General features: G+C 61.8%; 25 protein-coding genes and 1 riboswitch. Of the genes, 11 read left to right on the top strand and 14 right to left on the bottom strand.

Going from position 1 to position 23,810, the window contains the following annotated elements:
* Nucleotides 1-200: 200 nt before the first annotated feature.
* The 3 genes from FAA86_RS16100 to FAA86_RS16110 form a co-directional block, all read right to left on the bottom strand.
* On the bottom strand, nucleotides 201-620 hold the full coding sequence (locus tag FAA86_RS16100; RefSeq protein WP_167495013.1) for a BA14K family protein: 420 nt from the start codon (nucleotides 618-620) through the stop codon (nucleotides 201-203).
* 223 nt (nucleotides 621-843) lie between these two features.
* Nucleotides 844-1,929 (bottom strand): FAD-binding oxidoreductase, encoded by a 1,086-nt coding sequence (locus FAA86_RS16105; RefSeq protein WP_113460644.1) that lies wholly within the window; start codon nucleotides 1,927-1,929, stop codon nucleotides 844-846.
* Nucleotides 1,930-1,931: 2 nt separating this feature from the next.
* Nucleotides 1,932-3,176, bottom strand: a complete 1,245-nt coding sequence (locus tag FAA86_RS16110) for an aromatic ring-hydroxylating oxygenase subunit alpha (protein WP_136542217.1) — start codon at nucleotides 3,174-3,176, stop codon at nucleotides 1,932-1,934.
* Between the two features lie 104 nt (nucleotides 3,177-3,280).
* Nucleotides 3,281-3,484: riboswitch (cobalamin riboswitch) on the bottom strand.
* 304 nt (nucleotides 3,485-3,788) lie between these two features.
* On the opposite strand from FAA86_RS16110, the gene FAA86_RS16115 reads away from it, so the two are divergent.
* The gene (locus FAA86_RS16115; protein ID WP_136542218.1) at nucleotides 3,789-4,394 is read left to right on the top strand and encodes a DUF6656 family protein; all 606 of its coding nucleotides are present in this window, start codon (nucleotides 3,789-3,791) and stop codon (nucleotides 4,392-4,394) included.
* Between the two features lie 16 nt (nucleotides 4,395-4,410).
* Here FAA86_RS16115 and FAA86_RS16120 read toward each other — a convergent pair whose 3' ends face one another.
* A complete protein-coding gene (locus FAA86_RS16120; protein ID WP_136542219.1) occupies nucleotides 4,411-5,490 on the bottom strand; it encodes a GGDEF domain-containing protein in 1,080 nt (359 codons plus the stop codon).
* Nucleotides 5,491-5,709: 219 nt separating this feature from the next.
* Between FAA86_RS16120 and FAA86_RS16125 the strand changes: the two genes are divergently transcribed.
* The 3 genes from FAA86_RS16125 to FAA86_RS16135 are packed head-to-tail and all read left to right on the top strand — an operon-like array spanning nucleotide 5,710 to nucleotide 8,526.
* Nucleotides 5,710-6,702 carry an L-threonylcarbamoyladenylate synthase gene (locus FAA86_RS16125; protein WP_136542220.1) on the top strand — a complete coding sequence of 331 codons (993 nt, stop codon included), beginning with the start codon at nucleotides 5,710-5,712 and terminating at the stop codon, nucleotides 6,700-6,702.
* A gap of 5 nt (nucleotides 6,703-6,707) precedes the next feature.
* Complete coding sequence (locus tag FAA86_RS16130) at nucleotides 6,708-8,135, top strand: FAD-binding oxidoreductase (RefSeq protein ID WP_136542221.1); 1,428 nt, start codon at nucleotides 6,708-6,710, stop codon at nucleotides 8,133-8,135.
* 4 nt (nucleotides 8,136-8,139) lie between these two features.
* Nucleotides 8,140-8,526, top strand: coding sequence for a winged helix-turn-helix domain-containing protein (locus FAA86_RS16135; RefSeq protein WP_136542222.1), 387 nt, complete (start codon nucleotides 8,140-8,142; stop codon nucleotides 8,524-8,526).
* Between the two features lie 15 nt (nucleotides 8,527-8,541).
* On the opposite strand, the gene modC is transcribed toward FAA86_RS16135, so the two are convergent.
* From modC to FAA86_RS16155, 4 genes are all read right to left on the bottom strand, one after another.
* On the bottom strand, nucleotides 8,542-9,627 hold the full coding sequence (gene modC, locus FAA86_RS16140) for a molybdenum ABC transporter ATP-binding protein (protein WP_136542223.1): 1,086 nt from the start codon (nucleotides 9,625-9,627) through the stop codon (nucleotides 8,542-8,544).
* Nucleotides 9,627-10,319: a molybdate ABC transporter permease subunit gene (gene modB / locus FAA86_RS16145; protein WP_425467443.1), complete on the bottom strand. Its 693-nt coding sequence runs from the start codon at nucleotides 10,317-10,319 to the stop codon at nucleotides 9,627-9,629. The genes modC and modB overlap by 1 nt, the downstream gene beginning before the upstream one ends.
* A gap of 49 nt (nucleotides 10,320-10,368) precedes the next feature.
* The gene (modA, locus tag FAA86_RS16150; RefSeq protein WP_183954589.1) at nucleotides 10,369-11,154 is read right to left on the bottom strand and encodes a molybdate ABC transporter substrate-binding protein; all 786 of its coding nucleotides are present in this window, start codon (nucleotides 11,152-11,154) and stop codon (nucleotides 10,369-10,371) included.
* A 107-nt stretch (nucleotides 11,155-11,261) separates the two neighbouring features.
* Entirely contained in the window at nucleotides 11,262-13,445 is a 2,184-nt protein-coding gene (locus FAA86_RS16155) for a DUF1217 domain-containing protein (RefSeq protein ID WP_136542226.1), read from the bottom strand.
* A gap of 351 nt (nucleotides 13,446-13,796) precedes the next feature.
* Here FAA86_RS16155 and FAA86_RS16160 point away from each other — a divergent pair, with 351 nt between their 5' ends.
* A complete protein-coding gene (locus tag FAA86_RS16160; protein ID WP_113460696.1) occupies nucleotides 13,797-14,363 on the top strand; it encodes a DUF6101 family protein in 567 nt (188 codons plus the stop codon).
* 133 nt (nucleotides 14,364-14,496) lie between these two features.
* Here FAA86_RS16160 and ubiA read toward each other — a convergent pair whose 3' ends face one another.
* Together ubiA and FAA86_RS16170 are read right to left on the bottom strand one after the other, a co-directional pair.
* Nucleotides 14,497-15,450, bottom strand: a complete 954-nt coding sequence (gene ubiA / locus FAA86_RS16165; RefSeq protein ID WP_136542227.1) for a 4-hydroxybenzoate octaprenyltransferase — start codon at nucleotides 15,448-15,450, stop codon at nucleotides 14,497-14,499.
* Nucleotides 15,451-15,530: 80 nt separating this feature from the next.
* Nucleotides 15,531-16,328: a MipA/OmpV family protein gene (locus tag FAA86_RS16170; RefSeq protein ID WP_136542228.1), complete on the bottom strand. Its 798-nt coding sequence runs from the start codon at nucleotides 16,326-16,328 to the stop codon at nucleotides 15,531-15,533.
* Nucleotides 16,329-16,616: 288 nt separating this feature from the next.
* Between FAA86_RS16170 and FAA86_RS16175 the strand changes: the two genes are divergently transcribed.
* From FAA86_RS16175 to FAA86_RS16185, 3 genes are all read left to right on the top strand, one after another.
* Nucleotides 16,617-17,504, top strand: coding sequence for a branched-chain amino acid aminotransferase (locus tag FAA86_RS16175; protein WP_136542229.1), 888 nt, complete (start codon nucleotides 16,617-16,619; stop codon nucleotides 17,502-17,504).
* 88 nt (nucleotides 17,505-17,592) lie between these two features.
* Nucleotides 17,593-19,701, top strand: a complete 2,109-nt coding sequence (locus FAA86_RS16180) for a S9 family peptidase (protein ID WP_136542230.1) — start codon at nucleotides 17,593-17,595, stop codon at nucleotides 19,699-19,701.
* Nucleotides 19,702-19,921: 220 nt separating this feature from the next.
* On the top strand, nucleotides 19,922-20,239 hold the full coding sequence (locus FAA86_RS16185) for a hypothetical protein (RefSeq protein ID WP_136542231.1): 318 nt from the start codon (nucleotides 19,922-19,924) through the stop codon (nucleotides 20,237-20,239).
* Nucleotides 20,240-20,310: 71 nt separating this feature from the next.
* Here FAA86_RS16185 and FAA86_RS16190 read toward each other — a convergent pair whose 3' ends face one another.
* Nucleotides 20,311-21,033 (bottom strand): cation efflux transmembrane domain-containing protein, encoded by a 723-nt coding sequence (locus FAA86_RS16190; protein ID WP_136542232.1) that lies wholly within the window; start codon nucleotides 21,031-21,033, stop codon nucleotides 20,311-20,313.
* A gap of 81 nt (nucleotides 21,034-21,114) precedes the next feature.
* On the opposite strand from FAA86_RS16190, the gene FAA86_RS16195 reads away from it, so the two are divergent.
* A complete protein-coding gene (locus FAA86_RS16195; RefSeq protein ID WP_136542233.1) occupies nucleotides 21,115-21,528 on the top strand; it encodes a MerR family transcriptional regulator in 414 nt (137 codons plus the stop codon).
* 49 nt (nucleotides 21,529-21,577) lie between these two features.
* On the opposite strand, the gene FAA86_RS16200 is transcribed toward FAA86_RS16195, so the two are convergent.
* Both FAA86_RS16200 and FAA86_RS16205 read right to left on the bottom strand, forming a co-directional pair.
* On the bottom strand, nucleotides 21,578-21,907 hold the full coding sequence (locus FAA86_RS16200; RefSeq protein WP_136542234.1) for a type II toxin-antitoxin system RelE/ParE family toxin: 330 nt from the start codon (nucleotides 21,905-21,907) through the stop codon (nucleotides 21,578-21,580).
* Nucleotide 21,908: 1 nt separating this feature from the next.
* Nucleotides 21,909-22,175 (bottom strand): ribbon-helix-helix domain-containing protein, encoded by a 267-nt coding sequence (locus tag FAA86_RS16205; RefSeq protein WP_136542235.1) that lies wholly within the window; start codon nucleotides 22,173-22,175, stop codon nucleotides 21,909-21,911.
* Nucleotides 22,176-22,437: 262 nt separating this feature from the next.
* Between FAA86_RS16205 and FAA86_RS16210 the strand changes: the two genes are divergently transcribed.
* Together FAA86_RS16210 and FAA86_RS16215 are read left to right on the top strand one after the other, a co-directional pair.
* Nucleotides 22,438-22,926 carry a GNAT family N-acetyltransferase gene (locus FAA86_RS16210; RefSeq protein WP_136542236.1) on the top strand — a complete coding sequence of 163 codons (489 nt, stop codon included), beginning with the start codon at nucleotides 22,438-22,440 and terminating at the stop codon, nucleotides 22,924-22,926.
* Nucleotides 22,927-22,956: 30 nt separating this feature from the next.
* Nucleotides 22,957-23,526 carry a DJ-1/PfpI family protein gene (locus tag FAA86_RS16215; protein WP_136542237.1) on the top strand — a complete coding sequence of 190 codons (570 nt, stop codon included), beginning with the start codon at nucleotides 22,957-22,959 and terminating at the stop codon, nucleotides 23,524-23,526.
* Between the two features lie 13 nt (nucleotides 23,527-23,539).
* Here the strand turns inward: FAA86_RS16215 and FAA86_RS16220 are convergent, their stop codons facing one another.
* Nucleotides 23,540-23,764, bottom strand: a complete 225-nt coding sequence (locus FAA86_RS16220) for a hypothetical protein (RefSeq protein ID WP_113460664.1) — start codon at nucleotides 23,762-23,764, stop codon at nucleotides 23,540-23,542.
* Between the last annotated feature and the right edge of the window lie 46 nt (nucleotides 23,765-23,810).

Raw genomic sequence — 23,810 nt, forward strand, 5'->3', positions numbered from 1 at the left:
TTCTCCCTGCATGTTTCCCGGTCGTCGGAACCGGATGAACATCCGGGCCTCGACCTTGAAACGAACGTTAACGGGGCCAGCCTGAACTCAGAATTAACATGCCGTTCATGGCTCGCGCTCCGCGCGTGGCGGTTCCATGACCGCTCCGGCGCGCAAGTGCCCGTCAACGGGGGAGCTCAGCTTTTGTTCCGGAAACGCCCTCAGGAATAGGGCGACACGCAGGTTCGACGCGGCCCGTGATACGGCTGGAAGGTGTTGCTGCGCCAATGGTAGGAGCGGTAGCGATCCGCGCACCAGCTGTAGTGATGCTGGGTGAGTGCACCACCGTAATGCACCACATGGCGGCGCGGGATCGGCCGGTCAACGATCACGCCCGCTCGCATCGAGCGCGGCGAGAACCACAGGCCTCTGTGATAGACATAACCCGGGCGATGCAGCCGGTAGCCATGGGCGCGATAGCCGTGATGGCGCGAGAACACGGTGACCCGCTCGTAATGCCGATAGCTCGTGTGGCGTTCGTAGATACGGACTTCGATGCCGCCGGCATCGGCGGCGGTGCCGGTCATCATGAAGCCGGCGACGGCGAGACAGGCGGCGGCGAGAGCAGAAACAAGCTTCATGCGTGATCCCCCTTTTTGTGCGGAGCTGCCTTCCTCTGCGCCCGCCATCATGGCCAACGCTTAGCCGCTTCTGGCGGCCGGAGGCTCCATCAGAGGATGCTAATCCGGCCTGAACCGGGCGGCAAGAGCACGCGTCCCCTGTGCGCTCGTCATGACAGGAGAAAGGGCGCTTCCCATCCAAAACCGCCCTCTCTTCACATACAGTTGATCGACCCGCGTCCGCTCAAGCCTCGATCTCGATATCGCCCTTCGGTCGCGAACAGCAGGCGAGGATGTAGCCTTCCTCGATCTCGTCATCGAGGATACCGCCATTGTGGTCCATTTCGACTTCGCCCGAGAGTTTCATGACCTTGCAGGTGCCGCAGAGGCCGGATTCGCAGGCCGCGCCGATACGGACACCGGCCGCACGGGCTGCCTGAAGGACCGTATGCCCGGGCGCGCAAAGGCCATCCTTGCCCGACATGGCGAAGGTGACCTTGGTTGCCTGCTCGCCATCGCCATGGTCGGCAACAACCACCATCGGCTCCGGCTTGACCGGCTGAAAGGCCTCTTCATGGTACTGCTTCATGTCGAAGCCTGCACCTTCGAGCGCTTCGCGCACGGTTGCCATGAACGGCGCCGGACCACAGCAGAAGACGGTGCGCTCGAGGAAGTCGGGGGCGAGAAGCGCAATCTTTGCCTTGTCGATGCGGCCCTTCAGGCCCGACCAGAGCTGCCCGCGGCCCAGCTGCTCGATGATGAAGCCGAGCTGGAAGTTCGGCATGTCGCGCGCCTTGGCCTCCAGCTCCCAGCGGAAGATGATGTCATCGGGCGAGCGCGCACAGTTCAGGAAGGTGATGTCGCTGTCGGGGGCACGGTCACTCAGGTCACGGGTCATCGACATCATCGGCGTGATGCCTGAGCCGGCCGAAATGAAGAGGTACTTCTTGCCCGGATACTTGGCATAGGAGAAGTCACCCAGCGGGCCGAAAGCCTTCAGCGCCATGCCGGGTTTCAGGTTGTCGAACATCCAGCGGGTGCCGATGCTCTCCTTCTGCGCCTTGACCGTCACGGCGATCGTGTAGGGCCGCGACGGGCTGGAGGAGAGCGTGTAGGTGCGCATCACCGGCTCGGGACCGACGGGGATCTCGAGCGTGACGAACTGGCCCGGCATGTAGCGGAACCAGAGGCCCGGCTTGTTCGGCTTGAAGGTGAAGGTCATCACGTCGGCGGCTTCCGGCGTGACGGCGACACATTCGAGGAGATGCTCCCGGTCGGACCAGGGGCGCATCTCATCGACATGGCGATACTGGGTGACGGCAATGTTCATGATCAGGCCACCACGGAGAGGCGAGCCTTGTCGCCCTGAAGGCGGCTCACCATGAAGTTGGAATACCATTCGACGAACTGCATGACACCGCCTTCGTGATCGACGGAATAGGGACCAGGCTCATAGGCCGGTGAGCGGATGCCGAAGGCGTTTTCCTCAACGATCGAGCGGTCTTGGTCATTGGTCATGTTCCAGACATGGGTCAGCTCTTCGAGGTCGTAATCGACGCCTTCGACCGCATCCTTGTTGACCAGCCAGGTGGTGGTGACGGCGGTCTCTTCGGCCGACAGCGGCAGGACGCGGAAGGAGATCGCGTGGTCGCCGAGAATGTGGTTCCAGGTCGTCGGATAGTGGAAGAGCAGCATGGTGCCGATATGGCTGATCGGCACGTCGGCGGAGAGCGGCTTCTTCACGGCGCGCTTGCCCGACATGGTGTAGCTCTCGGCATCCTGGATCAGCGGCATGCGGGCGGTGCGGAACTGGCCGGACGGATCCATCTTGAAGGTGGACGGAAGACCGGCCGCCTCACAGCGTGCCCAGTGCTCGGAAATAAACGGGTCGTCGCCTGCCCCCTGGACGCCGGTTGCGGTCGGCGCTTCCGGATAGGTGCGGCAGAGCTCCGGATGATTGCCGGCGCAGTGGTAGCATTCGCGGTTGTTTTCCCAGACGAGCTTCCAGTTGCCCTTCTCGATGATCGTGTTCTTGTGGGCAACCTTGGCTTCCCAGAGCCGGTGCGGCGCCATGTAGGGCTCGATCGAGGCGCGCACGGGGGCAAAGTCGGGGGCTTCGTTAGCGAGGCAGACGAAGATGTAGCCCGCGACGCTTTCGCAATGCACGGTCTTCAGGCCGAACTCGGCCTTGTCGAAATTCTCGCCCATCTGGCGGGCGAAGACGAGTGAGCCGTCGAGGTCGTAGGTCCACTGGTGATAGGGGCAGACGAGCTTGGCGGAGGCACCCTTGTCCTGCGTGCAGACGCGGTGGCCGCGATGGCGACAGGTGTTGTGGAAGGCGCGGATCACCTGATCCTTGCCGCGCACGATGACGACGGGATAGTCGCCGATCTGGGCGGTGAAATAGTTGCCGGCGCGGGGGATCTCGCAGTCATGGCCGATGAACAGCCAGTCGCGATACCAGATCATCTCCATGTCGAGCTTGAAGTAATCCTGGTCGATATAGAAGGGCTGTTCGAGGGAGAAACCCTCGCGGCGGTTCTTCAACTGACGCAGCACATTGGCCTGCAGGTCCATGTCGTCCTCGTGCTTTCAAAAACTCGGGGGAGAAGAGAGCGCAGCCCGTCACCGCCTTGAACAGGCGCTGCGCATGGCTATCTCCGGTCGCCCTCCGCAACCTCAAATGTCCGTCTGCCAAGGCTGGTTTCCGGGCTCAGGAGTGGTCCATTTGCGGACCGCGTCGGCGCCTTCCCAGGATTTCTCCCAGTGGCCTTTTGCCAAAACGCATTCTCCACCACCGTTGCGGGGGCAGCGCCGGATTTTGACCGGCTTCCCGATTTCCCGCCCTTCCCTACCAGGGCGGCACCTCGAGCTTGCCAGCATCTAATCACAGGGCCGGGTCACGCGCTGCACTGCGAAACGACACGGCTGAAATCGTTTGCGACATGGCCACAGCCCTGTGAAATAGAGGGAAGAGAGCAAAATCTCCTTTGATTTCCGCGTGCTGCAGTATTCGACAAGAAACCTTTCGAAACAGCGTGGCGCAAACGGGCGATTGCAGAGCAGATTGCAAGATTTGCGCTGCGGCAAGCCTCAGGAAACCTCCGAGGCGCAAAGTACCATCAAATCATGATTAACCATGCTGCGCTAAGCTCCAGCAGTCAGTCCGGGTACCGTCAGAGCGTCAAGATGCAGAAACTGAGATACTACGCGGCTCCCAAAGCGGAAACGAAGGCGCCGCCGCCCGCCAAGGCCGTCCATTCCGAGTTCCTCAGGACCGGGCGGATTTCGCGCAGCCGTGAAGACTGGCTGCCGGATGAACGCCGCTACCTGACCTATGAGGAAGTCGCGGCGCGGACGGGACGCCGGCTGGAGCGGGCTGCGGAAACCACGCATGAACGGATCAACAGCTTTCACCGTTCGATCAAGTTCCCCAAGATCATCTTTCACCGCACGCTGAACAACAGCCCGCATCTCGGTTACTGTCACGTGACGGCGGCGCGCACGAATTTTGCGCAATATGCCGATGTGAAGTGGGCCTTCTACATCGCCAACTTTCTGGCGGATATCGGCGGTGAGGAAGTTTTCTTCGAGCAGATCAAGCAGAATTACGGGCGGATGTATTTTGCCGTGGCGATCAAGCCGGAGGCAGAAACAAAGGCGATGACGATCGATCGTTCCTTCCGCGACAACGGGCTCCTGTTCCAGACGGTCGACCCGAAAGAGGCGCTCAGAAACGTCCTGATGCTCGGCGCGCGAGACGCCGAGCTCAGGAAGATCATCGCAAAGCTTTAAAGGCTGGCGTCCCCGATCAGGCGCCGAAACCGCCGACGGGCTTCTTCTTGTAGATCAGCCAATCCTTCGAGACATAGTCGTTCGCACCATAGACCGTGACGGTATTACCGCCGGCCGACTTGGAGGTGGCGAGCGCCTTTTCCGCGAAGTTGGTGAAGTCGAAGGCATTCGGGGCCTGCTCGGAGAAGCAAATGCCGAAGGACATGGTGAGCTGGCCGACGCGGGCACCGCTCGACGAGCCGACGAAATTGGTGGCCTTCAGCTTGGCGCGGACGAGATCGACCACGCGGGTGATTTCCTCCTGATCGGAGGTGTAGAGCAGCAGACCGAAGCGGCCGGCATCGAAGCGGCAGGCAAGGTCGCCACCGCCGGAGACGGCCTCGAGCACCTTGGCAACCTGCATCAGGAAGCGTTCGGCCACGGCCGGGCCCATCTGCTCCTGGATGCGGGCATAATCATCGATCTCGCCGATGGCGACACCGCAAAGGACGGGCATTTCCGGGTTTGCATAGATCTTGGCGACAGCCTTGTTGAAGGCGCGGCGCGAGGCAAGGCGGGTGACCGGGTCGACGAACTTGGCGGCTTCGGCCTCTTCGGCCTCGCGCTGCAGATCGGCGAGCGCTGCCGTCTTGTCGACCACGGCGCGCACGACATTGCTGTTCTGATGCGCACGCTTCTCGGTCGCGGCCTTCAGCATCTTGATCGACTGGCCGAGCGGCGTGCCTTCGAGGTCGGCTTCGGTCAGGATGGTCTTCGAGGCATGACCGATGACGCGGCCGTAATCGGTGAGCGAGATCTTTTCCTCGTTGAGGAGCGAAATGAAGTTGCTCATCTCGGCGCGAACCTGGCCGTTCTGGCGGCTCAGCAGACCATCTTCGTGGTGATGCGGCAGATACTTGCGGCCGAGTTCGTCGAGCGCTTCCTGAGTCTTGACCTTGCCGAGCGCGATGAACTCACGCACCAGTTCCGGATTGCTGCCGGAATAGGCTTCATAGACCAGTTCGTAATTGCGCGGCAGACCGTCGATGCCCATCTGATGCATGGCGGTGGCGACGCGAAGCGCAATGCTGGCGGCAGGATTCTTGACTTGCTGCATCTGTCCACTTCCCCGAATGAGGCTTTCCCGTCTCTTGGCCTGACCATAGGCGAAGTTCTCTTTCTTTCGGTTACGTCGGTAGTTAAAATTTGAGAGGTCTTGCCACCCCCATAAAAAAATAGGGTGGAAACTGCGGTCCATCGCGCTGAAAAAGGGATTTGCCGGCTCGTCGCGCAGGCGATAAGGACGGGCAAAGGCAGACCGGAAGGCATCTTAAAAATGGCGCGGATCATCCCGATCGCAACGGACAAGGACAGGGCGGAGGCCATCACGGCGGCCACCGAGGTGCTGATGCGCCAGAGGCCTGTCGCGATCCCGACCGAGACCGTCTACGGGCTTGCGGCCGACGCCACGCATCCCGCTGCGATCACCTCGATCTACGAAACCAAGGGGCGTCCGCGCTTCAACCCGCTGATCTGCCATATGGCGGATCTTGCCATGGCAGAGCGCAATGCCGTGTTCGATCCGCTCTCCCGGAAACTCGCAGAGGCCTTCTGGCCCGGGCCGCTGACGCTGGTTCTCCCGCTCCAGGAGAATTCCGGTATTCATCCGCTGGCGACCGCCGGCCTGGATAGCGTCGGCATCCGTGTGCCTGTCGGCTTTACCGCCGAGCTTATTCGCAATCTGGGCCGGCCGCTCGCCGCACCCAGCGCCAATTCCTCAGGCCGGATCAGCCCGACCACGGCACAGCATGTGGCGGCGGACCTCGGACAGAAGATCGACGTGATCATCGATGGCGGCGCCTGCCCTGTCGGCGTGGAATCGACCATCGTGAAGGTCAAGGGCGGCGACGTGCGGCTGCTGAGGCCCGGTGGCATCGCGGTCGAGGCGATCGAAGCGGTCCTTGGCACGGTGATCAGCCGGCCGAAGGCGTCCGGGACAGCCGCGATCGAAGCGCCCGGCATGCTGGCCTCGCATTATGCGCCCGACGCCTCGGTGCGGCTGAACGCGACGAGCGTGGGCCAGGACGAGGCCTTGATCGCCTTCGGTTCCGGCGACATATCCGGAGCAGCGGGAGCCAAAGCGCTGTTCAACCTCAGCCCCGCGGGCGACCTTGCCGAAGCCGCGAGCAATCTTTTCGACTACCTGAAGCGGGCGGATGCGAGCGGCGCGAAGGGCATTGCCGTTGCACCGATCCCGAACGAGGGATTGGGCGAGGCGATCAACGACCGGCTGATGCGGGCAGCAGCCCCGCGTGGCACGGAGGAATGACAGAGATGAACGTGACCCTGAGCCTTGCCGAACGTCTGCGCGCCTTCATCGACATTGTCGGTGAGACGAACGCGCTGACGTCTCTCGACGACATCAAGCCTTATCTCACCGAAAACCGCGGCCTCTATCAGGGCGCCTCGCCGCTGGTTCTGAAGCCTGGGTCGACGGCGGAAGTCTCTGCGATCATGAAGCTTGCGTCTGAGACCGGGACGGCGATCGTGCCCGTCAGCGGGCGCACGGGCCTCGTGGGCGGCCAGGTGCCGCGCGAAGACAGTCAGGATGTGCTGCTCTCGCTGGAGCGGATGAACAAGATCCGGGAGGTGGACCCGGTTGCCGACGTAATCATCGCCGATGGCGGAGCGATCCTGGCGGACGTGCAGAAAGCAGCCGAAGCGCATGGCAGGCTTTTCCCGCTGTCGCTGGGCTCCGAAGGATCATGCCGGATTGGCGGCAATCTCGCCACCAATGCTGGCGGCACGGCCGTGCTCGCCTATGGCAATATGCGTCAGCTCTGCCTTGGGCTGGAAGTGGTGCTACCGACGGGGGAGATCTGGGACGGGCTGCGGCGGCTTAAGAAGGACAATAGCGGCTATGATCTCCGCGATCTCTTCATCGGCGCGGAGGGCACGCTCGGGATCATCACCGGTGCGGTGCTCAAGATGGTGCCGCGCCCGCGTGGCAAACAGGTCGCCTATGTGGGGCTCGCCTCGCCCGAAGCTGCGCTTCAGCTCTTCGAGAAGGCCTCGCAGCGCTGCGGATCCGCACTGACAGGCTTCGAACTGATGCCGCGGATCGGCATCGAGTTCACGACCAGACATATCCCCGGCGTGCGGGATCCGCTGGCTTCCATTCACCCCTGGTATGCGCTGGTCGATATCTCGACCTCGGACTCGGTTGAGACCGCCGAGGCCATGATGCAGGAGCTGCTGGCAGACGCCTTCGAGGCGAGGCTCGTCTCGGATGCCGCGATCGCAAGTTCGATCGCGCAGCAAGATGCCTTCTGGCATCTGCGCGAAAGCATGTCGGATGCGCAGAAGCCGGAGGGTGGTTCGATCAAGCATGACGTTTCTGTGCCCGTTTCGCGCATTCCGGCATTTCTTGCGGAAGCGGATGCCGCCGTCCACGCGCTGATGCCGGATGCCCGCATCTGTGCCTTCGGCCATCTCGGCGACGGCAATATCCATTACAACATCAGCCAGCCCGTCGGCGCCGACAAGGCCGCCTTCATTGCCCGCTGGCGCGAGGTCAATGCCGTCGTGCATGCGGTCGTGCACAAGCATACGGGCTCGATTTCGGCGGAGCATGGTGTCGGCCAACTGAAGCGCGACGAGCTTGCGGCCAGCCGGCCGGCGATCGAGACGGAGCTGATGCGGCGCATCAAGCAGGCCTTCGACCCCGCCGGGATCATGAACCCCGGCAAGGTGATCGGCTGATCCGATGACCGGCTCCCCTCGCCTTTCGCTCCGGATCGATCTCGCCAATGGCGCTCGGCTTGGGCCAGGCAAGGCACAGCTCCTGGCGCTGATCGAGGAGCACGGCTCGATCCGGGCGGCGGGGGCTGCCATGGGCATGTCTTATCGCCGATCCTGGTTGCTCGCAGACGAGATCAACCGGATGTTCAAGGAGCCGTCGATCTTCACCCGCCACGGGGGAAAAAGCGGCGGCGGCGCGGGTTTGACGCCGTTCGGCGAGACGCTGCTTAAGGCCTGCCGGCGGATGGACGCCGAAAGCCGTAAGGCGCTTTCGTCGGATCTCGACTGGCTGGAGGCCATGCAATCGCATGACTTCGTTCCCGCAGGGCAAAAGAACGAAGACGACAGCTGAGCGGCCTGCCTTCGCTCAGGGCAGGACCTGCCGGAAGAGGCCTTCGGACGCGATGGAAACCGTCTTGAAAAGCAGATGGACCGGCTTTCCCGGAGCCAGCGCCAGCTGGCGCAGGGACCGGCGTGTGACCTCGGCGATGATCGTCTGGCCGTGACAGTCGATGGTGAGCGTGACGCTCGCCCCTGATCCGTCATCGACGGCAAGGACTCGGCCCGAGAGCCGATTGAGGGCGGAAAGGCCCTCGCCAGGTTCCGTCGCCACGACGATATCCGAGACCGGGATAAAGACACGGACGCGCGTGCCGATGGGAAGGGGCGTGCGGCGTAGTATAAGCCGGCCCGCCGTAGAGCTTGCCTCTGTCAGGCCGTCGGTCTCGTCGTGAGCGGTGATCTCCGCCTCGATGAAATTGCCGGCCGGCAGATCGCCCGAGGCCTGCGCGACCGTTGCCAGGGCCTCGTTAGGACGGCCAACCGCGCTCGCTCTGCCACCCTTGAAGGTTACCAGAGCATTGGCGAGACGCGCCACCTCCTCCGCCGAGTGACTGACATAGATAATCGGCACGCCGAACTCGTCGCGGATGCGCTCGATATAGGGCAGGATCTGCGCCTTGAGCGCAGTGTCGAGGGCCGACAGAGGCTCGTCCATCAAGAGCAGCTTCGGGCTTGCCATCAGGGCGCGGCCGAGCGCGACGCGCTGCTTTTCGCCACCCGAGAGATGGGCGGGGCGGCGGTCGAGCAGATCGGCAATCCCTAAAAGCGCGGCGATGCGGTCGAGGTCCTCGCGACGCTCGGCGCGCGGCAGCAGGCCCTCGCCGTAGCGCAGGTTCTGCAGGACTGTCAGATGCGGAAAGAGGCGGCCTTCCTGGAAGACATAGCCGATGCGTCGGCGGTGTGGCGGCAGGAAAATGCCCTTCTCGTTCCAAGTCTCGCCATTGAAGAGGATGCGACCATCCTCCGGACGGATGAGGCCCGCGATGATGTTGATCAGCGTGGTCTTGCCCGAACCGGAAGCGCCGAAGAGTGCCGTCAGCCCCTCGCCCAGGGTCAGGTCGGCCTGCAGCTCAAAATCGCCCTGGCGGTGGTGGATGGCAAGCTCCAGCATCAGGCCGCTCCGACTCGAGCGGCGATGCGCCGCGACAGGAATTCGGAGGCAATCAGGGCACCGAGCGACAGAACGATCGAGATCAGGGTCAGCCGCATAGCGGCGAGATCACCGCCCGGCACCTGGGTGTAGGTGTAGATCGCCGCGGCCAGCGTCTGCGTCTCGCCGGGAATGTTGGAGACGAAGGTGATCGTGGCCCCGAACTCGCCCATGGACTTGGCAAAGGCGAGGATCGCTCCGGCGGCGATGCCGGGCAGGATCAATGGCAGGGTGACGGTGACGAAGACGTAAGGGGGTGGCGCGCCGAGGGTGGCGGCAGCGGCTTCGAGCCTCCGGTCGACGGCATCGAGCGAGAGGCGGATGGAGCGTACCAGGAGCGGGAAGCCCATGACGGCGGCGGCAAGGGCCGCCCCGGTCCAGCGGAAGGAGAAGACGAGGCCGAGAGACTGCTCCAGGAAGGCGCCGACCGCTCCTCGCCTGCCGAAGGTGATCAGCAGCAGATAACCCGTGACGACAGGCGGCAGGATCAGCGGCAAATGCACGAGGCCGTTCAAAAGCGATTTGCCCCAGAACTCCTTGCGCGAGAGAAGCCAGGCGACCAGCAGGCCCAGCGGCAGCGAAAAGGCCACGGCGACAGTCGCGACCTTCAGGCTGAGCAGCATCGCGGTCCATTCTTCGGCCGTCAGCGTCAAATGTAACATCCCGGATGCGTTGCAGAATTCGGCTTCAGTCGATCGAAGGTCAGTTGTTCTTCGCCAGCACGGTGAAGCCCGCGGCGGTGAAGATGGCATGGGCGTCCGCGCCCTGCAAGTAAGCCAGGAACTTGGCGGCGCGCGGGTTCTTGCCATCCGTCGTCAAGGCGGCCGGATAGATGATTGCCGGGTGGCTCGCCTCGGGGAAACGGTCGATGATCTTCACGCCCGGATCAACCTTGGCGTCCGTCTCATAGACGATGCCGAGCGGCGCCTCGCCCCGCGAGACGAGCAGTAGAGCCGCGCGGACGTTTTCTGCCTGCGCCACCTTGTCTTGCACGCTGTCCCAGACATTAAGGTTCTGGAGTGCAGCCTTGCCATAGGTGCCAGCGGGGACCGCATCGACATTGGCCATGGCGAGGCGTTCATCCCCGAGCAGATCGGAGAGAGGGAAATCCTGAGCGATGGTGGCCGTGACAGCGGAATCCTTCGGCGCGACCAGCACGATGCGATTGCCGAGCAGATTGACGCGGGTATCGCCCCTCACTCTGCCGGCCTTGTCCAGATGTTCCATCCATTTGAGGTCGGCGGAAATGAAGATATCGGCCGGCGCGCCTTCCTCGATCTGCTTGGCCAGTGCTGAACTTCCCGCAAAGGAGAAGGTGACCTCGCCTCCGCCTGCAGCCTTCCAGACGGCGGCCGCCTGTTCAGCACTTTCCTTGAGGCTCGCCGCCGCGAAGACCGTGACGGGCTCTTCGGCGTGTACGGCTGTTGCCACCAAGCTCGTCGCGGTCACGGCAAGCAGTGCGGAAAGCGCGAGTGCAGTTGTCTTCATCAGGCGTATCAGGGTGGCCTCCATTTCGATATATCCCAATGGATATATCGATAGACAAAAACAAACCCGCCGACAAGAGGCCGGCGGGTTGTCGCGATGATGCGAGATCAGGCCTTCAGCTGGGCGAGGCTGAAGAGGAGATCGGCCGAAATGCTGCCGCTGCCGCCGCTCAGGATGGAGATTGCGGGGTCGCTGAAGGTGGCGTTTTCGGTATCGTACATGGCCGAGTAACGCTGCAGCAGGCGTTCCAGCTTGGCCGGATCCTGCAGGTCGGAAAGCTCCAGGTTCTCCCCGATGATGCGCGCCTGCTGGTCCACATCCATGTTGGAGAACTCGTCCGAGAAGCCGAACGTGGTCCGGAAGACCGCCATGAGCGCATCGTCGGCGATGAGGCCGTAGGCATCCGTGATCGTCGGTGCCGTGCGCTGGAAGTAAAGCGCCAGGCGGACAGCCTCGTTGCTCTCGCCTTCGGTCTCTTCCAGCGTCTGGCGCAGATACTTGTTGACCGTTTCCATGGTCTCGCCGCGCTGCTGGATCGTGCCGATCGTCTCGCGGGTGAGATTGCCTTCGGCGTCGAAGTTGAAGGAGGCGACGAGTTCGGCCCAGCGGCTGTCGGTCTGCTGGTCGACGAAGCTCTTGGGGTCGGAAAGGTCGGAGCCGAAGATCTGCTTGAGGAAGTCGTCGGTAACGTCGTCCGCTTCCAGACCAAAGGCGCCGATCACCACATCGACTACTTCGCGGTTTGCGAGCAGTTCGCTGACCGAGTCGATCGACTGGATCTTCTCCTGATAAACCTCGGCCTTCTTGGTCGCGGCTTCGCGGACTTCCGTCTTTTCCGGGTCTTCGAGGAAGCGAACCTCGTTGATCACATACTGCTTGGCAATCATCGTCGCCGTCAGCGAGTTGTGAGCCTGAAGCGGCACGGCGGCATTGCCTTCGCTGTCGAAGTTGAAGAGCTTCGACATCTCGATCAGGCGGCTGTCTTTCGACTTGTTGGCGTAGCTGTTCGGGTCGGTGAAGTCGCTGGTCAGCGCCTTGCGCAACTCGCTGTTGGAGAATTCGTTCGCTTCGAAACCGAAGGTGCGCTGCAGGACCAGGCGCATCGTGGTGTCGGACAAGAGGTCGTCGACATTCTCTGCTTCGGAAATATTGGTCTTGAAGAGGTCGATCAGAGCGTCTTTCCGCTCTTCGTCTGCGTCATCGTATAGGGTCGAGAAGCCTGAATGCGTGGAGGCGAGCTGGGTGGAGCCCTGCGCGGTCATGCCGGATTCGACCGTGCCATCGCTGGCGAAGTTGAACTTGCCGGCAATCGCCACCCAGGCATCCCCGCCATTGGTGGCGGCGTAGCTATCCGGATCCGAGGTGTCGCTGGTGACGATCGACTTGAAGGTGGAGGCCGACACGGAGCCGAGTTCGAAAGCCGTGCGGACATAGTTGAACAGGCGGCTGTCGGACGTCAGCTCATCGACGCTCGTGATCGTCGAGATCTTCGATTCATAATAGGCGCGCTCGCGCTGGCGGTAGTAGTCGGTGACGTAGGTCTGCTCTTCGTCGACATAGAGCGAGACGGTCTGCTCCTTCTGGGCCGCTGTCTGGGCCGTCGCCCCCGCAAGCGATCCATCCGCATTGAAGTCGAAGGCCTCTGCGAGCTTGAGGAAGCTTGCGGCATTGGCTGACCCGTTGGCGACGAGTTGGTTGACGTAGCTGTCCGGATCCGAGGTGTCGCTGGTCAGGATCTGCGTCAGATGATCCTTGGTGTAATAGGTGCCGTCGATGCCATAGGCGTCGAGCACGAAAGTCATCAGGCGGCTGTTGTTGACGAGGCCGCTGACATTGGTGACCTTGTCGATCATCGCTTCGTAATAGAAGGACTCGGCCTCGAGCGTATCGCTCTCCTCCGCCAGTGACGCCTCGTATTTCTCCAGGAGTTCGGCCTGCTGGGCATCGGTCTGGAGATCGGTGGTCTGGGCGGAGAACTGGAAGGATGCAGCGAAGTTGCGATAGCGCTCGTCGGTCAGCTGATTGGCAAAGCTGTTTTCATCCGAGAGATCGCTTTCCAGCACCTTCTTCATGAAAGCCTTGGCATAGGTCATCTCTTCGAGACCATGGGCCTTCATCGCATAGGAATAGAGCTGGTAGTCGTCGAGGAATTCCTCGAGCGAGCTCACCTTGCCGATGTTCTCCTTGAAATACTCCGTCTGGCGCGCGACGACCGGATCAGAGGCGGTGCGGTTGAGGCTCGCCTTGATGTCACGGTTGACGAGATTGTAGCTCAGATAGGTCGAGACCATCAGGATTCCTTAGAGAACGTATCGCGCGCGAATCACAGTATGGCGCGAAATCCTTGCCTCAAGCTTTATGGAATGGTGAAGAAGCGAAATGAGTTTCAACGCCCTTCGCCGCGCCGCCTGGCCTCAGCGCAAGCATACGTTCCGCCGTGGAACAGATCGGAGCGGAATTTCACTTTTTCGAAACCGTGACCGGTGTGACAAAACTAACCATTTGACTGCGCAAGGTTTTCTTTACCGCGTCTTTTAAGCTGTCTCCAACAGCGGCTGGCTATGTTGACCCCACAGAGGACGAAAAGTCCCGAACAGACGAGCACATGACGCGCTCTCGGGTAAAACAAGGGTAGCATGAAGATGACGAACACGGTTTTGAAGCCAGCATGGGCCGGTGCCACTTTGCGACTGGACCCTGCGCGGTTCCCTCAGCAGGTGACCTATGCCCTGCGCGGCGCGCTTGGCGACGTCACGATCACCATCGATGAACGCGGCGCAGTCCTGCGCAAGATCCTCCCCGGCAGCGGCCTGCCGCTTTCCTTCGCTCTTCCGACCCGCGCCTTCAAGGGCGTTGCCGCGCGTGCCATTGACCATGGCGACGGCGAGGTGACCGTAACGCTCGAACTGCATCACGAAGATCCGGATCTCTGCATTCCGCTGCTCGTGGCCCACGATCTCTGCGATATCGCCGCCGACTGGCGCGGCTGGGCAGATGCCTTCCGCATTCCCATGCTGATGGTCGAAGCCGATGGCGTTGCCCGCCCGCTCGAAGATCATCTGGGCGACGTTCGCACCAAGGAGACGCAGCCGCGTCGCCGCCACTCCTATTTTGCAGAGCGCCGCCCGCGTTTCCTCGTGCGCCGCACGACCGGCAAGCTGGGTGTAACCATGAAGATTTCCGGAAAGGAAATCATCGCCCGCAACTGATCCTGTCCCAGGACCGAACATCAAAGAGGCCCGGAAGACAACTTCTGGGCCTCTTGCTTTTGAGGGTAATTGTCCGCCGGCGTTTCGAAATGAAACGAAATTGGCCCTTGTATTAGCGCAGCCTGAAGAGAGATCAGGCGAAGGGAATGGCCACGACAAGGCCGAGAAAAATGATGAGACCAACCCGGTTGTTCGACTTGAAGAGCGCGAGGCACTGGGCACCGTCGTCGATGTCGAGCACCTTGATCTGCCAGGCGAACAGCGCCGCTGCAACAAGCAAGCCGATGATCGCGGGGAAAGCCGCACCGCCGACCAGAAATGCCGAAAGCAGAAGGATGAGCGTCAGGCCGTAAAGGCCGGTGAGCCAGATCTTGGTATCCCGGTCGAAGAGGCGCGCCGTAGAGCGCACGCCGACCAGGGCATCGTCTTCGCGATCCTGATGGGCATAGATCGTGTCGTAACCGATCGTCCAGGCGACCGCGCCGAGATAAACGAGGATCGCGGCTAGCGAGAGATTGCCGTGCAGCCCGGCCCAGCCCATGAGGCCACCCCAGGAGAAGGCAAGCCCGAGGAAGAATTGCGGCCAGTCGGTGAAGCGCTTGGCGAAGGGATAGATCGCAACGACCGCCAGCGAGAGAATGCCGAGCACGATCGAGAAGCTGTTGAAGCAGAGCAATACGGCGAGACCAACCAGCGACTGCACGACCATGAAGATCTTGGCATTGCGGCGGCTGATCCGTCCGGACGGCAAGGGACGCGAGCGCGTGCGGGCCACCATGTTGTCGATGTCGTGGTCGACGAGATCGTTATAGGTGCAGCCGGCCCCGCGCATGGCGACCGAGCCGATGAAGAAGAGCACGAGGTGGAAGATAAAGAGCCCTGCATTCAACCGGCCTTCGGCGGCAAGCGCATTGGCCGCGAGCGCCGAGGACCAGAAGCACGGCCACATCAGGAGCTGCCAGCCGATCGGCCGGTCCCAGCGGGCAAGCTGGGCATGCGGCCAGAGCCATCGCGGCAATACGCGATAGACGAAATTGTCGGAGGGCGCGTCGATGACGCGATCAATGTTCGGATCGGCTGTGCTCATGCCCCTGTTGATAGAGCATGGGCAGACCTAAGAAAACCGCCCCCTGCCCTCCCGGCTCGAAAATCGGCTGCGGCCTTTCGTCAGTCGAAGCTGACGCCGAACTTGTAGCTGGCGGAGACGCCGAACATCAGCTGGTTCTTGCTGCCACGCTCTTCGACGAGGCTCGAGTCGGCGACAGGGCCTGCCAGGCGCTTGTATTCGGTGAAGGCGCTCATCGAGAGCTTGTCGGTGGCGGCCCAGGTGATCGCGCCGCCTGCACCATAAGACGTGATGCCGCCATCGGGATCGTACTGGCTCAAGCCCGAAGCGGCGGATTCGGCCGCGTTCACCCCGTAATAGGCATCCGTATAACCGCTGGTGGCGAAGGTCATGCGCGGGCCGGCGGAAACGCGGAGGTCCGGTGCGATATCGGTAAAGGCATCGACCGCGATGTCGGCGACAAGGCCGTCATGGGCCCGGATACCCTGGCGCAGTTCGGCGCGGGCACGCAGCCAGTCCGTGACATAGACATCCGCGAAGCCACCGAGTTCGCCGCCCCAATTGACCTCGGACAGGCCGCGCAGGGCTTTGTCGTCGCCGGCATCGCGACCGCGGACGAACTTGCCGACGACACCGGCGCGCAGCACATCGGTGTCATAGATCGCAAAGCTCGGACTGTCGTTGCGCGAGGAAAAGCGCGGGGCATCGCCTCGTCCGACAGAGATGATCGGGGAGAAGAAGAACTTGTTGTCCTTGGCGCCTTCGAAGGTCGGAGCCGAGATGCCGGCACCGCCGAGTGTCACATACCAGTTGCCGGAGAAGAAGCCTTCGGCAAGTGCCGGTGAAGACGTGGCCGCAACGGACGCGGCAAGACAGGCGACGATACGCACCTTGTTCATGGTGACCCCCAAGAAAACGCAGAACAAAAGACCCGAAGATCGCGATCTCAACTTCGATCAATATTTCAGGAATCCGTTACGGGTTCTTTAACCACGCGAATTGCGACCTTGGCCTCAACTCGCTTCATCAGCAGCATTGATCGATCGATCACTCAAGCTGCTGAATTTGCGTGGAAATCGCCGCACAAGAACCGAACATTGCGGATTTGTGTCCCGATGACGTGTTTCGCCTTGACCTTCAGCCGCTGGGCGCCTTTGCTGCGAAGCAACGAGAACAGGAGACCCGCAATGGCTGTCGATACATCCGCACGCACCCCCACCTTCACCTATGTCGACGGAGACTGGTTTGCCGGCAACCCGCCGCTGATCGGACCGGTTTCGCATGCCATGTGGCTGGGTTCGACGGTGTTCGACGGGGCGCGCTGGTTCGACGGCATCGCGCCGGATCTCGACCTGCATTGCCAGCGCGTCAACCGCTCGGCCGAAAACATGGGCATGAAGCCAACCATGGCGGCGGAAGAGATCGAGCGCCTTGCCTGGGAGGGTATTGCGAAGTTCGACGGCAAGACGGCGATCTACATCAAGCCGATGTACTGGGCCGAGCATGGTCAGGCGGGCTCCGTGGTCGCCGCCGATCCGGAATCGACCCGGTTTGCGCTCTGCCTGTTCGAGGCACCCATGCACACCGCCAAGCCCTCTTCGCTGACGGTCTCGCCCTTCCGCCGCCCGACGCCGGAATGCGCCATGACGGACGCCAAGACCGGCAGCCTCTATCCCAATTCCGGCCGGATGATCATCGATGCGCGCAAACGCGGTTTCGACAATGCGCTGGTGCGCGACATGAACGGCAATGTGGTGGAGACGGCATCCTCCAACGTCTTCATGGTGAAGGATGGCGTGGTCTTCACGCCCGCCGCCAACCGCACCTTCCTCGCCGGCATCACCCGCGCCCGCATCATGGGCCTGCTGCGCCAGGCCGGCTTCGATGTGCGCGAAGCGACGCTGTCGGTCGAGGATTTCATGAATGCCGACGAGGTCTTCCAGACCGGCAATTACTCCAAGGTGGTGCCGGTGACGCGGCTCGATGATGCGCAGTTCCAGGAAGGCCCGGTGACCCGCAAGGCGCTGGAGCTTTACATGGATTGGGCGAAGTCGACGGCTGGCACGGACGGCTGATCCCCATTGCCGCGGCGCTTGATCGCGCCGCGCCGCCTCTCTATCTCTCGATGATCTTCAGCTGTTCCATTTTCCGGAAGGATCTCCCTTGTCCGTCTTCAAGAACCTGCCCGCTCCGCCGACTGTCGCAAAGAAGCCCGTCACCGACACGCGTCATGGGATCACCCGCACGGATGATTACGCGTGGCTGAGGGCCGACAACTGGCAGGCGATGTTCAAGGACACCTCGATCCTCGATCCGGAAATCCGCTCCTACCTGGAAGCCGAGAACAGCTACATGGAAGCGGCGATGGCGGACACGAAGGAGCTGCAGAAGCAGCTCTTTGTCGAGATGAAGGGCCGCATCAAGGAGGACGATTCATCGATCCCGATGAAGGACGGCCCCTTCGCCTATGGCTCGGCCTTCGTCACCGGTGGCGAACAGCCGCGCTATTTCCGCATCCCGCGCGACGGCAATCCGAAGGACGAAGCGATCCGCGAGTTGCTGCTCGACGGTGACAAGGAGGCTGCGGGCAAGGATTACTTCCGCCTGTCCGGCATCGACCATACGACCGACCATGCCTTCGGGATCTGGGGCTATGACGACAAGGGCTCGGAATATTACACACTGCGGATCCGCGATCTCGCCACCAAGCAGGACCTCGACGACGTGCTCCAAAACACTGCCGGCGGCGGGGTCTGGGCGCCGGATGGAAAGAGCTTCTTCTATACGCTGCAGGACGAGAACCACAGGCCGTCCAAGGTCTTCCACCACATCGTCGGCCAGCCGCAGTCGTCTGACCGTCTCGTGTATGAGGAAAAGGACCCGGGCTTCTTCATGGGTGTCGGCGGCTCGCTGCTCGATGATTTCATCTTCATCGACATCCATGACCACGAAACCTCAGAATACCGTCTGCTCTCGACCAAGGACCTGATGGCCGAGCCGGTTCTGGTCGCCGAACGCGAGGAAGGCGTCGAATATTCGATGACGGAAGGCGGCGACGTCTTCTACATCCTGACCAATGCCGATGGCGCGAAAGACTTCAAGATCGTCGAGGCGCCAGTAACGGCACCGGGCAAGGCGAACTGGAAAGAGGTGGTCCCGCACGAGCCGGGCCGTCTGATCCTCAACCACATGGCCTTCGCCCGCCATCTCGTCTGGCTGGAGCGCCGCGAGGGCTTACCCGTCATCATGATCCGTGACCGGAAGAGCGGCGAGGAGCATTCGATCGCCTTTGCCGAGGAAGCCTATTCGCTGGGTCTTCAGGGGGCCGCGGAATATGACACCGACGTCATCCGCTTCTCCTACTCGTCGATGACGACGCCGAGCCAGCTCTTCGACTACAACATGGCCACGCGCGAGCGGACACTTTTGAAGACGCAGGAAGTGCCGTCGGGCCATAACCCTGGAGACTATGTCACCCGCCGGGTGTTCGCCGAAGCGCATGACGGCGAGACGGTGCCGGTCACCCTGCTCTATCGCAAGGACACGCCGCTCGATGGCTCGGCGCCTTGCCTGCTCTATGGCTATGGCGCCTATGGCATCACCATCCCCGCCGGCTTCAACACCAATTGCCTGTCACTGGCAGACCGTGGCTTCGTCTATGCCATCGCCCATATCCGCGGCGGCAAGGACAAGGGCTTCTCCTGGTACGAAGACGGCAAGATGGAAAAGAAGGTCAATACCTTCAAGGACTTCATCTCTGCCGCCGACCACCTTGTAAGGCAAGGCTTCACCGCATACGACCGGATCATCGCCGAAGGTGGATCGGCCGGCGGCATGTTGATGGGAGCGGTCGCCAACATGGCGCCGGATAAATTCGCCGGCATCATCGCCGCCGTGCCCTTTGTCGATGTGTTGAACACCATGCTCGATGACACCCTGCCGCTCACCCCGCCGGAATGGCCGGAATGGGGCAACCCGATCGAGTCGGAAGAGGAATATCGCTGGATCGCGGCCTATAGCCCCTACGACAATGTCGAGAAGAAGCCCTACCCGCCGATCATCGCGCTTTCGGGCCTCACCGACCCGCGCGTGACCTATTGGGAGCCGACCAAGTGGATCGCGAAGCTGCGCGAGACCGCACCGGAGGCTGGTCCGTTCCTCTTGAAGACCAACATGGCCGCCGGCCATGGCGGCAAGTCGGGGCGCTTCCAGCGGCTGGAAGAGATCGCGTTCGAATATGCCTATGCGATCAAGGTGGCGGGTAAAATGTAAAGGCGGTGACGCCGGTCACATTCTAGAAGCAATGACGGGTGCGTTTTGGGCATTGTTTCGGCAATGCCTGAAACAGCCAAGGCTGACATTCCTGATTCGGCGCGTACTTTCAGTCGCGTCGTTGCGCAAGGGCCAATCGTCATAATGCAATGCGGGACGCAAGCTTCGCGCAAGGTTGAAAAGTTAACAAAAGGTTAATTTCTCAACCGAGGTTCTTGCCATGAGGATCGAAAGCGGCCTGAGCAGCTACTCCTATCAAAGCCGTCACGTGCCGAGCACGGTCGGTACCGAGGATGCTGCACCCGAGACGCCTGCGACACCCACCGGCCGCGCGACCGGAGCCAGCACATTCTCCAGCACGCTTCTGTCGAACCAGCTCGCGTCTGCGCTCTGGACGGTGGAAGGCTCGCGCAAGGCGGTCGTCGATATCGGCAACACGCAGAGCCGCGATCGCTCGCCGGCCGATTCCCGCGTGCAGATGGTGGAAGCAGCCTACCGCGAATACGAGATACCCCCCTCGCCCTATCAGGAATTCTGATGAGACGATGCGGTCAAGAAGGCCGGCCGGCATGATGCCAGGCCGGCCTTCTTGCGTCTGGGCGCCGGATCTCAGGCGTGGCTGTGGTGGTGGCCATATTCGTGATCATGGTCGTGATCGTGGCCCGCCTCGCAAGATCCGCCTGCCGGTCCACAGCAGGAGGATGACAGGGAGATGGCCTCGCCCGCTTGCCACTCGCGATAACTCTGGGTGAGGATCTGGATCGAGGAATTCAGGAAGAGGCCTGCCATGATGCCGGCGACGATCAGATCCGGCCATGCGGTCGCCGTGCCCCAGACGCAAAGGGCTGCGATCATCACGATGACATTGCCGATCGCGTCATTGCGCGAGCAGAGCCAGACAGAACGGACGTTGGCGTCGCCGTCCTTGTAGGGCATCAGAAGCAGAACACTCGCGACATTGGCCGCCAGCGCCAGAAGGCCGATGACGCCCATGACAGGGGCTTCCGGCACGCCATTCTGAAAGACCCGCCAGATCGTGGAGCCGAAGACCCACAGCCCCATCAGGAAGAGGCTGACACCCTTGGCGGCAGCCGCCATGCTGCGGGTCTTCAGCGTCGCACCGATGACGGCCAGCGAGATGCCATAGGTCACGGCATCGGCGAAGAAGTCCAAGGCGTCTGCCTGCAGGGCCTGAGAACGCGCCATCTGGCCGGCCGTCATCTCGACCACGAACATCGCGGCATTGATGGCAATCACCATCCACAGGCGGCGTTTATAGGTTTCCGACATGCCATCGAAAGGGGCATGGTCATGTCCGCAGGCAACACTCATCGCATCGATCCTTCACGTCTTGATGTGGTCATGACGCCAAGATAGGATCTCTAGTCACTAGAGGTTCAAGAGGTAATTTTCATGTTTTCGATCGGAGATCTCTCGCGGCGCGCGGGGGTGAAGGTGCCGACCATCCGCTACTATGAGCAGATGGGGCTGATCTCGGCACCCGACCGGACTGAGGGCAATCAGCGGCGTTATGAAAAGAACGACCTCGATCGGCTGACCTTCATCCGCCACGCGCGCGATCTCGGCTTTCCGATCGAGGCGATCCGGGAACTCCTGACGCTCAGCCGGCACCCGGAAGAGCCCTGCGAGCGGGCGGATCAGATCGCGCGCGAGCAGCTGGAGGAGGTGCAGGAGAAGATCGCTCGACTGAAGAAGCTGGAGGCGGAACTGGCGCGGATCGTATCGCATGCCGACTGCCACACCGTCGGCGATTGTTATGTAATCCGGGCGCTGTCCGATCACGGGCTTTGCGAGCATGAGCATTGATAGCCAATGCTCACGGTCAAGCGCCGGGTTGGGGGCGGAGCGTTGATTGTCAACGCCCCTCGGTCAGATTAACCCGCTGGGCGAGCAGTGCGGCATCAATACTGCGACCGGCATAGAAGAAGCCGAGCACCAAGACGTCACCGTCGCGCGCGACGAAGGCAATGCTCAGTCGCCGGCGGAAGCCTATGATCCGCAGCCCGTCCACCGCGCTGCTCCGCAGACTTCCGCGCTCGGGGTAAGCGCAGAGATCAACGAGGAAGGATTTTATAGCGCTGACATAGCCCCACGCCCTGTCCGGACCGGAGTGTTCGGCGATGTAATCGTACAAGTCGTTGAGCTCTCCGGCCGCATCCGGATGAATAATCAGCGGCCGGGTCATCTTACCGGTTACTCACGCGACTGCGGTGGCGTGCCTCAAGTCGCGCGAATACCTCGTCACCAGAGATCAGCCGATCGGGATTTTGTTCGGCATCGGCGAAACGAGCAGGAATCTCGACGTCGAGCCAACAATCTCTCGCACCATCAAGCTCATCAAGCAATTCCAGCCCGGCACTGACCACGGCTGAGGCATCGGCGAACCGACCGCTTGCAAGCTGGCGTTCGATCCTTTCGCGGTCATCATCGTCAAGCTTCAGACTGATCGTCATGTTTGCGAACTCCCATGCTCAACCTATAACATATCATCAAGCCTGAAACACCCACGCCACCCGTTGACAATCGATTTAAACTGGCGCATCACACCGGCCATGATCGATATTCGCGCAAACATCACCTGCACGTATTTTTGGGCCTACCGGTAACCGGCGGCCCGACAAGATCACATTGTCAACAGGCCGCCGTCAGGCGGCCTTGTTGTTTTCCGGACGACTTTCCCCCTGACGGCACGAGAAGAGACCAAGGGAAAGTGACATGACCGAAGATACTGACCTCACCCTGCCCCGCCCGCCGATCGTGGCGATCCGCCATGCGAAGCCGCGCGACCTGCCGGAACTCAATGCGATGATTGCCGCCCTCGCCATGCACCATGGTGATGCCTCGGCGATGACGCCCGAGGTGCTGGAGCGCGACCTGTTCGGCCCGATGCCCTGGATCCAGGCGCTGGTCGCCGACAGCGGCGAAGGCCTGATCGGCTACGCGATCCTCGTGCCGCTCTACAAGGCGCAGGAAGGCAAGCGCGGCATGGAACTGCACCATCTCTTCGTCTGTGACGGCCAGCGCGGGAACGGCATCGGGCAGCATCTCGTCGACCGCGCCCGCCAGATCGCCCGCGCTTCCGGTTGCGACTTCCTCTCCGTCTCTGCCGCGACCGGCAACTTCGCCGCCCACCGTTTCTACGAGAACATGGATTTCATTCCGCGCCCGGTCACCGGCATGCGTTACCTGCAGGCGCTCAGCTGAACTTTCCATTCCGCACGCGAGGATTTATCCATGCCCCGTATCGTGATTGCCCTGCAGAACGACTACGCAGACTGGGAGCCGGCGCTCCTGATGGCAGCAGCCCGCTATTGGCTCGACTGCGAGGTCTTGACCGCAAGCCCGGATGGCAAGCCCGTCACATCGATGGGCGGCCTGAAGGTGACACCGGATATCGGGTTCGATGCGATCGATGCCGAGCGGTTCGACGCACTGATCATTCCCGGCGGCTATGCCTGGGAAAAGGGCGTGGCATATGACTTCACGGCATTGGCGACGGCGTTTCGCGACAAGGGGAAGGTTCTGGGCGGCATCTGCGCTGCGGCGAGCGCGCTGGCTGCGACGGGTGTTCTCAATGATGTGGCGCATACCGGAAATGCGCTCGCCTCGCACAAGAAATATCCCGGCTATCGAGGTGAAGCCCACTATCTCGACCAGCCTCAGGCGGTCCTGGATGCGAAGATCGTCACGGCAGCCGGGTCGTCACCCGATACGTTTACGATCGAGGTGCTGAAGGCCCTCGATCTCTATGGCGCGGAAGCGCAGGAAGAACTGGCATTGTTCGCCGCCGAGCATCGCGGCTGAGCAACAAGCCGGATCAGTGCCGGACGGGCGGGTTTTCCGACCATTTCTGCAGGGTCGTCTTGATCAGGATCAGAGCCGCCTGCTGGGCATGGTCGCGTTCGCGCGGATCGACAATGGCAGAGAGACGCTTTTCGAAGGCCCGGACCGTTTCGTCCACCCAGCGATGCAGGGCCGGATCGGGGTAGTTGTCGAGCAAGGACCGGAGCGCATTCTCCATCCGCCGGCGTTCGATGCTCATATCCCCTCCGAAGTCATTTCGACGACAGGATGATGACAGGCAAGGC

Origin of the sequence: Rhizobium rosettiformans W3, assembly GCF_004912135.1 — a bacterium.
In the GTDB taxonomy this organism is placed as follows: domain Bacteria; phylum Pseudomonadota; class Alphaproteobacteria; order Rhizobiales; family Rhizobiaceae; genus Allorhizobium; species Allorhizobium rosettiformans.